The 13,891-nt window shown below is 44.1% G+C and carries 12 protein-coding genes; 5 read left to right on the forward strand and 7 right to left on the reverse strand.

Annotated elements, in window-relative coordinates; genetic code table 11:
* The 4 genes from AC0YN4_RS27100 to AC0YN4_RS27115 all read right to left on the reverse strand — a co-directional run.
* Positions 1 to 870: hypothetical protein (locus tag AC0YN4_RS27100; RefSeq protein ID WP_475837286.1), on the reverse strand; the 870-nt coding region annotated here is incomplete at its 3' end.
* Between the two features lie 3 nt (positions 871 to 873).
* Positions 874 to 1,032, reverse strand: a complete 159-nt coding sequence (locus AC0YN4_RS27105) for a hypothetical protein (RefSeq protein ID WP_475783876.1) — start codon at positions 1,030 to 1,032, stop codon at positions 874 to 876.
* A 143-nt stretch (positions 1,033 to 1,175) separates the two neighbouring features.
* Complete coding sequence (locus AC0YN4_RS27110; RefSeq protein WP_475837287.1) at positions 1,176 to 3,269, reverse strand: SNF2-related protein; 2,094 nt, start codon at positions 3,267 to 3,269, stop codon at positions 1,176 to 1,178.
* Between the two features lie 193 nt (positions 3,270 to 3,462).
* Positions 3,463 to 4,665, reverse strand: coding sequence for a hypothetical protein (locus tag AC0YN4_RS27115; protein ID WP_475783874.1), 1,203 nt, complete (start codon positions 4,663 to 4,665; stop codon positions 3,463 to 3,465).
* 356 nt (positions 4,666 to 5,021) lie between these two features.
* On the opposite strand from AC0YN4_RS27115, the gene AC0YN4_RS27120 reads away from it, so the two are divergent.
* From AC0YN4_RS27120 to AC0YN4_RS27135, 4 genes are all read left to right on the forward strand, one after another.
* Positions 5,022 to 5,444, forward strand: a complete 423-nt coding sequence (locus AC0YN4_RS27120) for a hypothetical protein (RefSeq protein ID WP_475783873.1) — start codon at positions 5,022 to 5,024, stop codon at positions 5,442 to 5,444.
* Between the two features lie 583 nt (positions 5,445 to 6,027).
* Entirely contained in the window at positions 6,028 to 6,783 is a 756-nt protein-coding gene (locus AC0YN4_RS27125; protein WP_475783872.1) for a hypothetical protein, read from the forward strand.
* A gap of 14 nt (positions 6,784 to 6,797) precedes the next feature.
* On the forward strand, positions 6,798 to 8,165 hold the full coding sequence (locus AC0YN4_RS27130; RefSeq protein ID WP_475837288.1) for a hypothetical protein: 1,368 nt from the start codon (positions 6,798 to 6,800) through the stop codon (positions 8,163 to 8,165).
* 15 nt (positions 8,166 to 8,180) lie between these two features.
* Entirely contained in the window at positions 8,181 to 8,333 is a 153-nt protein-coding gene (locus AC0YN4_RS27135) for a hypothetical protein (RefSeq protein WP_475783870.1), read from the forward strand.
* Positions 8,334 to 8,440: 107 nt separating this feature from the next.
* Here AC0YN4_RS27135 and AC0YN4_RS27140 read toward each other — a convergent pair whose 3' ends face one another.
* The gene (locus AC0YN4_RS27140; protein ID WP_475783869.1) at positions 8,441 to 8,962 is read right to left on the reverse strand and encodes a DUF3221 domain-containing protein; all 522 of its coding nucleotides are present in this window, start codon (positions 8,960 to 8,962) and stop codon (positions 8,441 to 8,443) included.
* Between the two features lie 39 nt (positions 8,963 to 9,001).
* Positions 9,002 to 10,189, reverse strand: a complete 1,188-nt coding sequence (locus tag AC0YN4_RS27145) for a S1 family peptidase (protein ID WP_475783868.1) — start codon at positions 10,187 to 10,189, stop codon at positions 9,002 to 9,004.
* A gap of 473 nt (positions 10,190 to 10,662) precedes the next feature.
* Between AC0YN4_RS27145 and AC0YN4_RS27150 the strand changes: the two genes are divergently transcribed.
* Positions 10,663 to 11,310: a hypothetical protein gene (locus AC0YN4_RS27150; protein WP_475783867.1), complete on the forward strand. Its 648-nt coding sequence runs from the start codon at positions 10,663 to 10,665 to the stop codon at positions 11,308 to 11,310.
* A gap of 301 nt (positions 11,311 to 11,611) precedes the next feature.
* On the opposite strand, the gene AC0YN4_RS27155 is transcribed toward AC0YN4_RS27150, so the two are convergent.
* The gene (locus AC0YN4_RS27155) at positions 11,612 to 13,636 is read right to left on the reverse strand and encodes a phosphoadenosine phosphosulfate reductase domain-containing protein (protein WP_475784037.1); all 2,025 of its coding nucleotides are present in this window, start codon (positions 13,634 to 13,636) and stop codon (positions 11,612 to 11,614) included.
* Positions 13,637 to 13,891 lie beyond the last annotated feature (255 nt).

Genomic DNA, 13,891 nt, shown 5'->3' on the forward strand with positions numbered 1-13,891 from the left:
GTTTGCCTCATCATCTGAATCTTCTTCAAAAATCAACGATTGACCATCCAACGAATTGTCATCTTGAGTCAGAACGAATTCGCCTTCTTCATCAAATTCTAGATCGAATTCGCTTTCTTCAACAAACTCTAGATCGAATTCACCTTCTTCGACAAACTCTAGATCGAAACCTTCTTCATCAACAGGGTCAAGTTCAATCTCTCCCTCGATTTCAGATGGTTCAACCATCTCTTCTTCATCCTCAATTGTCGAGACAGGAAGAGGTGTCGTTAACTCAAAAATGAGACGGTCCAAATGACCGTGGGACCGAATGCGGCATTCAAAGTCAAGATCTGATTCATCGGACATTCGTTTTGGGAATAGGTCTTCATCAATGACCATAGCCCCGCCATCGCCTGTGATTTCTTCGGGGCGATAATACAAGCCAAATGGCTCATAAAACTTTTGGTCGATTGTTAGGTTTCTTGCAATTGTATCCATCCCTTCCCTTACGCGGTCACGATAATCTACCACTACCAAAGGAATTAGATCAATAAATGCATTAATGCATCCTTTGATTGTTGGAGCATTCAACGGTTTCTCAATATGAAACTTACGCCAGTTTGCGATCCACCAGCCCACCATGCCATTTTGATAAATCTCAGTACATTCAAAGGGATGCTCTTTCTCCTTCACGTATCGTTTCAACCAGGATGGCATCTTACCTTCAAAGTAGATACGGATGACCTTGGAAGGATCTTTCGGGTGGAGCTGGAGCTTGATTGGCTTTGCTTCAAAGTGATGACGGGTCGGAGCCGAGGAAGTTCCCTTCGACTCGTACCACTCAATTACAACAATGCCCGTAGATTTTTCAAAGAAAGGTGCTGCCATTGGCTAAACAACCTCCTTTTGATCTACAAACTCATATCCAACTATCATCCATGTCGTGCCGTTCGTGTATTCTCTTGCTTGATCCATATTCTCGAATGACTGACTATGCTCTTGTCCACCTTGTTTGCATTTGAATGTAACCGTTACATAATATGTTGTCATTGTCTTGTCCTCCTCCTCAAATTAACGAATTCTGTGAGAGCTGCCTTTTCGCGGCAGCCTCACTCTCTCTTGCTGAGCAATATTCGTAAACCCGTTTAATTCCAGAACGGAACGAAACATAGTACCCTCTCCTCTTATCTTTATTAGGCAATTTGCGAACGAGACGTTCCACTCTTGAGCATCTGATGAGCAAACTCCTCCATGTCCATCGACTTTGTAGAAGCAAGTGCATCACCTTCGAACTCGTTCGCGATTTCCTCAAAATCAAGCGACTCCCGATCAATAGCCAAGTTCACACCACTGATCTTCGATAAGCAAAGACCATGCATATTAACATCTATTGTGCCAACATTCATTAGCCACCAGATATCAACGACGTCTCTCTGACCCAAACGTACGGCTCGCGAATAACACTGTTCAATACGCTTGCCGTTGAAGTCTAAATCGAACAAAAAGACACTCTTCCCTTCGGTTAAGGTATACGATTCAGCTCCTGTACGATGGGACAGAATGAGAATCGAAAGCGGATCATTCGGATCCTGGAACCGTTCGATCAACTTCCAACGGTCCTCTTTCTTTACTCCACCATGAATGAATTCCGCCCTCTTCCCAAATACGATATTATCGAGGGACAAAGACAGATACTCAATCGTTTCCTTGTGACCGGAAAAAATGAGCATTTTCTTATTCCTACGAAGGAGGTCAATCGCCTTGGTTTCAAGGAACTGAATTTTAGCCGTCTTAACGCCTTTGGAGGCGTCGTATTCTGGGAAAACCCACGGGCATGAGGCAGCTTGTTGGAGTTTGCGCATCCACGTACAGATTTCAATCGTATTGATGCGGTAAACGTCCCCTCGCCCCACCGCTGCTTGTTTCTTCATGAGCTCCATCTCGTACCAATCGGAGAACTCCTGAACCTTCTTGTCGTATAACTCCTTCTCGGCCGGGAACATATCTACGTGATAGCGATGATGTTCCGGTTTCGGCACAGCAATATGAGCTTGTACATCTGCATCTTGCTTTCTTTTTCTGTACATAATGCTGTCTAGGACTTTCCACAGTTTCTCGTGGTTGGATACTCTTGCTTGCACAGAGTCGATGTCCAATACCGCTCGTTTCTTCCCGCCCCCGTAAAATTCTCTGAAATTTTCATATCCAACCTTCCCATATCCTTGAAACGGACGAGGATTACCGGTTACATTTGCTAGTGGGTCGTCATATCGGGAAGAGAAACCAGTTAACCAGCCGAGGATCCAGAACAAATCCTCTGTTCCGTTTTCAGCCGGTGTACCAGATAGTGCCACTTTAACTCTCGTCTTAACTCGTCGAACTGCAAGAGCCCTACGTGTGTCACCGCTTTTGATATAGTGAGCCTCGTCTACCACGCAAGCATCATAACCGTTGTGATAGAACTGATAGAGCGCTGGCTTCTTCGACTCAATGATTGAATAGCCACAAACGCGCTTCTCCCTCCGACCAATATGCTGTTCGATGACATTGCTGCAAATATGCTGACCAGGTTTCCACTCACATTTGCACTTCGGACACTCTTCCGGCCTATCCTTGTCGCTCCATCGCTCTTCGAGCGGATTAGCTTGCTTCTTGCAAACGGTACAATAACGAAGGTTCCGCTTGAACACCCCGCCAAATGAGATTTGGCAATGCGGGCATTCGGTATGCTCCTTTTGGCGATACACGACCCGTCCTGCATCATTAGCCCACTTCTCGTATGAAACAAGATGGAAACGTTTTGTACTATGCAGGTCACTAGGATTCGAGAGAATGATGTAATCATCTTCGAAACCCAAATTCTTCAACTCCCGTATCCAGTCGTTCAAGTTACGTGACATCGTAATAATGAGGATGCGTTTATTGGATTCATCAGCAGCTACGCCTACGATGGAGGTCCTTGTCTTGCCCAAGCCCATATCCATCGCATTTAGCAGCCGCTTCTTAGCCACAATGTACGAGGCACACTCTATCTGGTAATCATAAAGCTGTGTACCATCCGCAAAAACGACGCCTCCGAACTTGTCTTTGACCTTCTGCTGAGCATCCACAAACCGTTTCGTCATCTTCATCTCCGATAAAGGAATCATATCCAGTTCGTAGTTCTTGCGTTTACGACGGAGAACCGATTGAAGCTTTACCAGCTCCTCCGAATCGGTCTCTATACCCCAATGTTCAAGCTGGCATACAACTCGATGATTGGTCATCGAATCGTTACTTCTTGTCACGAGGTAATGCCATGATAATTCTTTCTCCTGTACTCCCTCGGAAGCGAAGCATTCAGAAATCACAAGCGAATCACGGATATGTTCCCCCCGAAAAACCAAAGCTTTATCGTTATAATTCACTCGAATTAAACTCATCAAAAAGCCTCCGCGAATTAATATCGCGGAGGCACTCACCTCACTTTTTGTGATTTTTTTAAATGCCGGCTGCTACTGCTGCTGACTTCGAAGTCGCAGCAGTAGATGGTGCCGAATTCAACTTCTCTACTTCCGTCACGACAACCGGTAGGACAGTCATGTTTACGCGATCTTGACCATCAAGTCCGATTGTAATCGGCGACCGATAACCACTTACGTAAAGTACAATTTCATCCGAACCGCGATAATGAGGCGATTGGAAGTACGTTGCAGCGATTTCCATGTGTTCTGCATGAATTGCGATTGCAGCAACACCATCACCATCGACAGCACCACCTAAGTCCTGCACCAGGGATCCATCAATCGTCTGAGCCGTTACGCGTCCATTTTTCATGAGCAAAATCGTATACGGCTTGTTGTTTGCGGCTACCTTTCGGACTCGGCGCATGAGCTCAATAAGCTCAAGCCGATCCAGCCTAATCTTGGTTTTTGCCTTGTAGTCGAAGGCTTGGTCCATATAGGCGACTGGAAGTTCCCCGTTGAGCGGCGCTGCAATGCACGTTGCAAGACCAGTATTGAACACGACCAAACCCGATTTCGTGATCCCGACTTGTACTTCTGCGTCCGGTGGCAAAACTTCCGAAACGGCTTGAAGCATTCGAGCATCAAGTGAAAGGTTTTTGTCGAACCAATCCAGCTTCTGTGCCAAACAACGAACATACTTGAAACTGTCCGTTGCACGCAGAAAGACCTCTCCCGTTTCCTCTTTACTGAAATGAATACCGAGAATTGCCGGAAGCGAACTTGCTTTTTCGTGACCCGGCAATGCGCAAAATGGAATCATCATACGAACGATCCCGTGCAGCGCGCCTGGCTTCCAGGAGACAGTGGATTCCGGTGTAGGCGGTTCTAGCATTGGCATTGTCTCCGGCATCAAATCAACTGCGATGTGAGAGTCTCTCCCGCCCCATTTCATCATCAAGCGGGAACCCTGGACTTGTATCAGGATTTCTTCATTTGATGGAAGAGCAGATACCTTCTGATCGATTTCGAATAGCATAGTTGCGACAGCCATTTCAGCCTCAATAGCTACATTTGCCTTTCGTTCCACACTCAGGGCAGCATCTGCGAAATAAAACGAAACACTGCTCTCCTCAGTCGTGGAAATATAAAGTGTTTTGTTGCCAGCTCCGGATTTGCGTGCAGACTTAGCTAACGGACCAATAATGCCTTTAAGCATCTCAGCAGGAATTTTGAACATAAAAATGGGACCCAAAAAAACAGGTCCCTTCACCTCCTCAAAAATATAATTTTGTTTTTAATCAAAAAGCCTTGTTGCCCTCTCCTTGATTTCTTCACCTCCTTGTATTTCGGACAACAAAAAAAGCCCTCAAAAGGAGACTTCTGCTTTAGAAAGAATCTAAAGCTAACAGTCGCCTTTGAGGGCGTTTTTGGGCATATTTATCCCTATCATGAACCAATAGTAAATCAACGGTACACCTTGAGCCGCATGGCAGGTGCATAAGTAAAATGATAGGTATATTTATATTGTATTAAATAGCGCGAAAGAATACAAGATATCCCCTTCCAAAATCGCCTCACTTCCCGCCTTCCCTTATGCTAGAGATAGCAGATTTGAAAGGCGTGATCCAATTGGAGTTGGTAAAGAATCGGTCTCTCGAGGCAGGAGACCGAGTACAAGTTTATCAGAATCTAAATCGATCTTGTTTCTCCATTAGGAGTAAAAAAACAGGATTGGTTGTTGCGTATGCGGATACTGTGACTATTGGAGATGCCCTCTTTAAGGTATCTGATAAGGGAAGAAGCCGGGTTTTGTCGACGGGTGTTCGTAGTGTTCATGCATATGTAGAAGGAACCTTTATAATTGCCAACTCCCCTAATCCGCCCGCTGGCGCCAACCAAATTGCATACTATAACCCCTTCATCACAGAACAATTTATTGTGGAGGGAAGCAAGCTTAATGTTCATCAATCGGAAGTCGCTCATTGCCAGAATCGCAGAGTTTTCTTTGCGAAATGAAAGCAAGCCATAAAAATATCCAGAGGTGAATCTTATGTCCGAAAAGTGTTGCAGAACAGAATGTCTCATCAATTTCAAACCCATATTATCTTCTTTTGATGACGGGAAGGACAAAATTATTCTGTGCCCAAATCATGCTCTTGAATATGTGATCCACATCTCCAATAGTGAGAAACCTGAAGTCCTCCCGCTTCCAACCGAATCAACATTACCAATCGGTCCCTGTGATGCGTGCGGCCAAGTCCATGATACGCTTTTATATCTAACCGAAGATTACAACGAGGTGACGCTAAGAATAAATGTGTGCCGAACACATCTTCACCGACTACTTGCTAGGAGCTTGGAGCCAACTGCGTATAAAGAGATTCTAGCAATGCACGGAGTCTTCTATGAGATTCATGATGATTTTTATGACGATGAGGGAAAAGCAGTTCAACCGCTACATATTAACCTCTAACAAGTATTCATAAATTCATCTACAAGGGTCTGTTTTCACTCACTGTGAAAATAGGCCCTTTCAAAATTCGTCCCCACGTCTCCCCTCCTCTACAATAAATATATAGAGGACGTTGGAGGGAATCTCATGACCCAATTATGTTTCAACCTATATCAGAAATACGGACCCTGGCTCATCACAAACAAAGGCGATCAGGATTGCAGGGAACTCGCCGACCGCCATTATAGTCGTCAGAAAGTAGGCTCGAAACAGTTTACCCGTCCCGGCCGGAACCTCGTGCTGCGGACTGTTGATGCCAAAGCGGTATGGGTTACTTGGAGCGGGATTCGGGACGATGGTCATGTAGCCTTCGAGTGTACGATCTTCAGGAACGAATCCGATCACCTCAGCTCTGAGCTAATCAAATGGGCGATTTTTGCCACCGTCTGTGAATGGGGCGGCCAAATTCCCCGAGACGGCTTTATTACATACGTGAACGAGCAGAAGGTAATCAGTGAAATACCGGGATATTGCTTCAAACGAGCAGGATGGAAGAAGATCGGTAAAAGTAAGCGGCGCGGGCTGGCACTATTTCAAATCTCGATGGAAAAGAACTATTTGGCCATGCAGAAGCTTAATACCGTTAGAGATTTAAAAGATGCTCAAGAATCGATCCAAATCGCATTGGCCTCTGGTGAATGGACGGATGCCCACTGGTTCCATCAGCAGGCCGTTAGTCTACAGAATTACGTCAGCCATGCTGATGAAGCCATGCGAAGGCTCGGCATCGGGCAGCTCCACGATCCGACGATTCATGAATGGGAACTACAAGACATCATTTCCCCTTTCGAATGGTTCGAAGGGGAACGGCATATCAAGAGAGCAGAATACATGTATTCCTAAAGGGGGAGCGAGCAATGCAGGTAGCGCGGAAGATATTTGATATATTGGAGCATGATGAGAAAGACGTGGAAAAAGGTTTAGAAGTGGTTCGCGGCAGCCGGAAGAAAGATCGCATCAAGGAAGGCGCGATCGATAAATTCCTCCAAAGCTATAAACCAGAAGAACGGTTATTGAAGAACGCCCTTGTCTCTCAGATCGAACGTTCGCCTCTATACATAGAGCCGGCGCATGATGTAGCATTAAGCCAACATTTCGGATGGAATCGCGGCATGGCGATGAAACTTGAGACAATAATCCGTGGCCGATGGAGCGCATGGCTTAACATACTGAACAACCAACGTTTCGAATTCACCTCGGATATTATTCCAGATTGCCCGTTCAGTATGTTTGATGGGGCTGAGCAAGTTAAGAAAATGCTAAGCAAGTACATGGATCAAGCTTATAGTAACGGATACAGCGGTCATGATTTCATGGAATGGCTTGGATACGGACTAGGGATCGGTTGGTTCGAAAAACCGAACATCAACGAGAGGACATGGCGACATTGGTACGAAACCTTCGATATCTCCCTTATGCTACTCTATCCAAGCGACTATCTCTCCAATTTTTTAATTGATTACTCGGGGCAGTCCGGAGTTGGCGGATATCCAACGCCATTAAACGTTACAATGGCTATCATGAAAATGTTAGGTGGCAGAGATAGTGGCGATCCTTCTCGGCGAAGCGAATGTGTTTTTGAACCATGCCTTGGAGCGGGAGCGATGCTGCTTACTTCCGACAACTTGAACCTCGTTGGAGCGGACTATAACCCTGCGATGGTGAAAGCCGCGAGCATCCAGGCATTTTTATACCAGCCCTGGCTCCTATATGTACCTCATCCGATTATAGGACTTCATTTTTCCGAGGAAGAAATGCGGATTCACCGCTACTATGAATTTAACACCAACAGCCGTATCTACCTTGGGGACAGTTTGCTTGGAGAATATGTCGCTCCCGCAGATATCTTCTCAGAAAACAAGGAGCGTGTTGAAATCTATGTTCAGCCACTTGATCTGCAGAAGAACAGCGCCCTCAAGTGTGAGTGGGAATTCATGACTATCCCATGGTCGGAGATGCCTGCCGGAATGAAGCTAGAGATCGTGAAAGCCCAGGCTCGGAACCTGAAGTTTGAGGTAGTAGCGTCCAACCCACCGTTCGGTAACATGAACAAATACACAATGGAACAAATCCGAAAATATCAGAAGTCCAACGAAGAATTCCTTGCCCGACGTAAAACATGGTTAGATGAACTCGACAAGTCACCACATCCACATACGGAGGAAATAATAGACCAGGCATTAAGTTTAATCGAAGAAAAGACGGGACAGTTGGCATTTTTCTAAGGAGGGTCACAACCCATGACACGGCTATACGAAGACCTGAAACCGGAAGAACGCCGGCAGTACGGGTTTGTAAAACTTAGCAAGCAGGAAATCAATAGGATTATGTCAATGAAGCCCCACACTGCGGCGTTCGAGAAAATGGAAGTACAGCGCAAGAACCAAAAATAGCAAAAAAGAAGGCGCGCACCTTAGGCGCCTTCTTTTTTCAAAGTTCATATTAGATTGACTTTAAGCTTCTTATTCCAGTATTAAAAGAAGCCGCAGTGTTAATTCCCTTACTTGCCTTCCACTTCTTCATCGTTAATAGTAACAATCTCTTCGCTCGGTTTAGGAGCCAGGCCGTCCATTATACCAATCATCCATTTTTTTGTAGTCCCCTCGTAAGTAATTTTCGTGATAATTGGAACTAACATATCGGATTTACTAGAGATGGCCAATGCTAGCGCTTGCTCAGGTTTTAATTTTGCTTCGCCCGATATCGAAATAGGTAAGACGACAACGCTGCTTGCGGATCCGACGCCAGGGTAGGAGGAATCGATATCTCCTTCCAAAGTAGCCTCTACGTGTTGTCCGATAACAAGGCTGTCGTCGGAGGATCCAAGCCATATGGCCCCGTACATCTCGCTACCGGTCATTTTCGTTTCTGAAGCTACAAGAATTCGATCAGGGGTTTTTTTTGTGATGTAACCCGTGTAAGTAGCTTTTACAGGCTGCGGTTCGACAGCTTCATTCTGTTTGTTACAAGCCGTGATACCAAGCAAACTGATAAACATTAACACGACGACTGAAATTCGCATCTTATCCCCCCCTTTTCTCCAAAAATCTATTAATTTATCCTAATATGGAGTAGCAGATAAGTAAATATTAATCGATGGCCAATAATATGAAAAGTACGATATTTTGCTAGCGGTGGCAAAAGCGTTAGCATCCTGAGTACTTGATTTCCGTGACATAACACCATGTAACACTTCTCCACTCCATAAAGTGGCTCCACTATCTCCTTCATTTTGGAATGTCCAGTTGGGATTAGCTATTTTAATCTGGTCAGGTAGATCAACACCAGTAGTTGGATTCATACTAGTGTATGATGTACTCAGTACAGTACTGCAAGTATAGTTGGTTGCTAAACCAGCTTTGCATACAGTTTGCCCTTGAGTTACAGAACCAGTACTCGTAAACTTCGCGTCATAATCTGTTGCACCATTCTTTAATACCAAACTACTAATTTTTCTCGTAGTATCTGTAATTTGAACGAGACCAATATCTTGGCCGCCATTTACATACGCCGTAGCATAATCAACACCGACAGTAGTAGTGTACTGTTTCACTGTTGAACCGGTTCCTAACATGCAATGACCTGCTGTAATAATATACTTTTTATTATTCCCATCGTACCCAGTAGCTGCTGTCGAACAACCTCCGCTCCTAACAATACCGATTCCTCCACCAAGAACCGTATTATTTCCAGTTCTTGAAGCAACGGTATCAATCATGTCTGAAAATGATTCATCAATTCGAATATCAATTGCATTTCCGAATAACAGTTCAAGAGATTTTTTGGTGGAATCAGGCATTAATTTTGCCTCTACAATTACTTTATCTAGCACCTCATCAATATAACTTGCGACAATATTTGTACCATCTTTCTTTATTTCATCTAAATGATCAAATATATACTTATTGATATTCAATAATTCATTGGTTGAATATTTATGTTTGTCCTTACCCTTAATTTCCAGGATATCTGATGGAATTACATTCTTGAGTTTTTCTTGTATTAATTTTAACTTTTCATCATCTTTGGACAAGGCTAATACAAGTTTAAACCCGTTTTTACGGTCAATATAAAATGATCCACTATCATTAATATCTCCTATTATTTTCTTTGCAGCTGATAAATATGTACCTTCTAATTCTCGATCAGATTGTTCTGCAGACCCTTTGTTTACATCAAATGTTGTCAATGTTAAAACAAAAATTAAAGTTGTAATCAGAAGCAATGTAACTGACTTTTTAAAATTCAAGTATACTCCTCCTAAAATGAATGATAAGCCCTTTGCCTCGCAATGAAAGACTGACTCACCTCGCTATATTTATATTACAAGATTCTTACATATCCACATGCTACCATCCGTGGAGTTATTAGTAAATGGTGGTAAAACGTCATTTTATGTCGATTATTATCGAACATCGCGTAAGATTCTATCAACGTAGCTCTGACTTGCTGCTTAGCCTAATTGACACATTTAGCGATATACCAGTGCGGATCACCGACTCGCAAGTTAGCTCATCTAAATGTATTAAACGAGAAAAACCCCGATCTCCTGTTAAATATCAAAAACTGATTCCTTATAAAAAAAAGTTGACAACATTTTACAATTAACGTTATTATTTGAGGGTTGCGGAAGCAGTGCACAAGTAAGGACAGAGGTAAGCATCCCCGGCCTTTTTCGTGATGCCAATCGTGGATTTTACTCAATATAAAGGAGAGTGTCACATGTTTTTACTCGCTGCAAATGTTAATGTTATCCAGGCATCAACAAATACAAATTGGGTGTGGTCTATTAGTCTGATATTAAGCGCATTAAATCTGGTTGGGTTGATAGGTGGGTTCATCACTGCTGGAGTGACTTGGAGAAAATATATATATGAGAAAAATAGAGATATCTTTATAAGACGTTTGAATGAGGTTTACGCCCCCTTATACGGTTTATTAGTAAAGCAAGAAACCTTAAGAAAGATTCGTCTCGCCCACATAAAGCGCGAAGATGCACCAATAATAACATTAGTAAAAGAGACATCAAAGGAGACTTTGAACTTTTCTGGAGCGACCATGTCCAGTGAAGTAAGAGAAGAGATTGGGGAATTAGATCGTAAGAATTTCTTAAAAGTGCTTAATGATACAAATAGAGGATTGGCACGACCGCAACTATTAAATCTTCTCTTTCAATATGAAATGCTTATTTATCTAGAGGAGTCTACTGTTCATGATGAAGGTTGGAAGAAAGCAGCTATTGAAAAAGTTAGAATTGAAAATATGTTAATTAAAGAAATTGTTCATGGGTATCGTGATACAATTAAAAGTCTTGATATCGATGACAATCATTCAATAACGATGACAGAGGATTTCTTTGAAGGTTTCTAATTGCTGCTTTTCGTCCAACTATCATGAACTATCATCATTACACGAGCATCCATAAAAGGTTGCTTCGTTTGTGAAAACAATTGCACTCACCAGTGCAGTTGACTTATTAAGATAAAAGAAAGCGACGGGAATACATATCCCCGTCGCTTTCTTATTTTCACTTTACGGTGCGGTAGTCATTTCATTTGATTCAAGTGGCTTGCCTTTACCCGACGACGACTTATTCGGATCGCTCTTTTTAGCCTTAACCAATTCATGATACCACTGATATTCAAGCAACATGATGCCTCTCTCCCCTCAATCAGATCGCTTCGGGCAGGATAAATAACACAAGTTGTTCTACTTGCTTCTCTTCTTCCATATTTGCCCGCTCCCTATGTGCCATTGTGATTCGCTCTATGGCTTTTAAGTCCTCTTCAGAAAAGGTGTCCACACCGCAGCCCCACGGGTCCCAGATTGGCGAAAACGATGTTTCAAAATAACCGGGATGAACCAGGAGGAATGCGAACAAAGCATCTTGGAATCTGCCACTTAGCGCGATGCCTTCGGAAAATTCCCGCTGTCGAACCTCCCTGTAAATCTGAAACACTTCCTTCTGAGGAATCTTTAAACCCAAATCATGCATTTTTTCGAGTAACAGTACCCGGACATCCAGCGTCAAATCGCCGAGCCCGCTTGAAAGCAGACCCTGCATATAATAACCGTCAGCTATCGCTTTCGAGCCTTTTCTTTCCCGTTTATAACCGGTCAAAGATCCGTAGCGGATTTCTTGGGCTGCCTTGAGCACCTTCCGCATGATGACGAAAGGCACCAACTGTTCGGGGTAATCCTTAGCCATATTTTCAAGTGAGGTGTCCTGCCGTACCACCGAGCACAAGACGCAGCCCATTCTTGCTGAATTTGAGCTCGTACAGGCTGACACTCCATCGTTTATATCGGACATTGCAGCTCCGATCGGACACTCTTCCCATCCCCCCGCGGCCGAGCCATACAGGTTGATAAGATTGAAATTTCCGTAATCTCCCCAAGGGGCCTCATACCTCACCAAATAGGTAATCACATCACGTGCCGACCAACGCTTTATTGGCGCGCAAGTCTTTATCCCTGAGATTGAATGCTCCCCGAAGAACTCATCGCCGAAGTACTTGGAAACACTTCGGGACCGGTTGCTGCTCTCTTTGCTCCGCGTACCGATAAGCAAAACAATTTGATCACCGGTACTTTCGGCATAGTATGCTGCAAATTCTTCGAGAACTTCATCTGCAGGCGACTTTTTTAGTCGATCCACGCACCAGCGATTCAAGGAACTCGGCGGCGTATAACCCTTACCAAACACGCAAACGTGGAAGGTATCCTCCAAGTCTGGAGTGACAACTCGGAAATCGATGTCGAGTTCTAATGATTCAACCCGCTCCTTCACTTTGTAAACATGTTCAATAAGCAGAGGGTTCTCAATTAGCGTATCGGCACTTATGACGGAAATCTTCGTGCTGCAATCTGGATGTCTCATCTTATATCTGATCGCCATTTGCAGGCACGTGTGGCTGTCCTTGCCGCCGGAGTATGCAATCAATACATGTTCAAACGAATTCATGCAATGTTCGATGACCTCAAACGACTCTTCCAGCATCTCTTCATCCACTTCATCTGCGATCTCAAACGCTTCGCCTTCTGTTACATTCTTAGACGGTTTCGGGAGATCCAAACCAAAATAATCGAAGAGATCCATTTTTACCACTTCCGAACACTCATCCAGCGAAGGCCAAGGAAGCGGTTCACCTACGCCATACGGCGGGAGCGGGAAATCGAAGAAGAATTCTGCCAGAAAATAATCTTTTCCGTCCGTGATCCAGCAGAGGAGCTTGTGTTTTGGCGAAAAACCATGCCAATTACGCTCGATGCCTGGGATCATGCGGGATAAGATAGCGTTGCTCCAATCGTCAATCCAAGCTTGATACGGCAAGCGAATAACATACCCGTTGCTCTCCATGTGGGCGAGAAACTCTCCTGCCGGTTCAGCACATGAGAGGGCCTCATTCCAGAGAATATCAGTCGCGTAACCCATTAGGTCCCCGACTGGCATTTCATTCAAAAAGTGATGCAGAGCCATATAATCCGATCCTTTTGAAAAAATGGCACTGTGCTCCCGCACCACACCTCTGAAATCCCAGGATTCCTCCTTAAGATATGACCATATCCTTCGGGAGACATTATTGGGTTTCCTCAGGTTTTCTTCAATGGCAATTCGGTGGTTAGTCGGAACAAATTCAAATTTTACGTCCATTCCCACTCGCCGTGGCCTTAAAGCAGAAGCGAGAGTTGGCATCGCCAACTCCAGCTCCTACTTACAAAGCCAGAGGGCGATGCCTCCTCTCTATTCTGTTCTATTTACATATCCTCGTGAGATCACCATTCGTTCGTCAGTAGCGATAAACCATTGATAGATTCAATCGAATCGACGCTGATATATACAATTGGATTGTCCTCCACGTCGAAACGAAAGCCTTCCAAATGGTATTCTCCACTAGGTAGCTGCGCCCAACTGCGAAATAAAACCGCCCATTCACTTGTCCTATCAGTG

This window comes from Paenibacillus sp. J22R3, assembly GCF_056269305.1.

What these genes read in the sequence shown, in the direction of transcription:
- AC0YN4_RS27105 (WP_475783876.1), bottom strand. Translation starts at nt 1,032, where the DNA reads ATGACAACATATTATGTAACGGTTACATTCAAATGCAAACAAGGTGGA.
- AC0YN4_RS27115 (WP_475783874.1), bottom strand. Translation starts at nt 4,665, where the DNA reads ATGTTCAAAATTCCTGCTGAGATGCTTAAAGGCATTATTGGTCCGTTA.
- AC0YN4_RS27120 (WP_475783873.1), top strand. Translation starts at nt 5,022, where the DNA reads ATGCTAGAGATAGCAGATTTGAAAGGCGTGATCCAATTGGAGTTGGTA.
- AC0YN4_RS27125 (WP_475783872.1), top strand. Translation starts at nt 6,028, where the DNA reads ATGACCCAATTATGTTTCAACCTATATCAGAAATACGGACCCTGGCTC.
- AC0YN4_RS27130 (WP_475837288.1), top strand. Translation starts at nt 6,798, where the DNA reads ATGCAGGTAGCGCGGAAGATATTTGATATATTGGAGCATGATGAGAAA.
- AC0YN4_RS27135 (WP_475783870.1), top strand. Translation starts at nt 8,181, where the DNA reads ATGACACGGCTATACGAAGACCTGAAACCGGAAGAACGCCGGCAGTAC.
- AC0YN4_RS27140 (WP_475783869.1), bottom strand. Translation starts at nt 8,962, where the DNA reads ATGCGAATTTCAGTCGTCGTGTTAATGTTTATCAGTTTGCTTGGTATC.
- AC0YN4_RS27150 (WP_475783867.1), top strand. Translation starts at nt 10,663, where the DNA reads ATGTTTTTACTCGCTGCAAATGTTAATGTTATCCAGGCATCAACAAAT.
- AC0YN4_RS27155 (WP_475784037.1), bottom strand. Translation starts at nt 13,636, where the DNA reads ATGCCAACTCTCGCTTCTGCTTTAAGGCCACGGCGAGTGGGAATGGAC.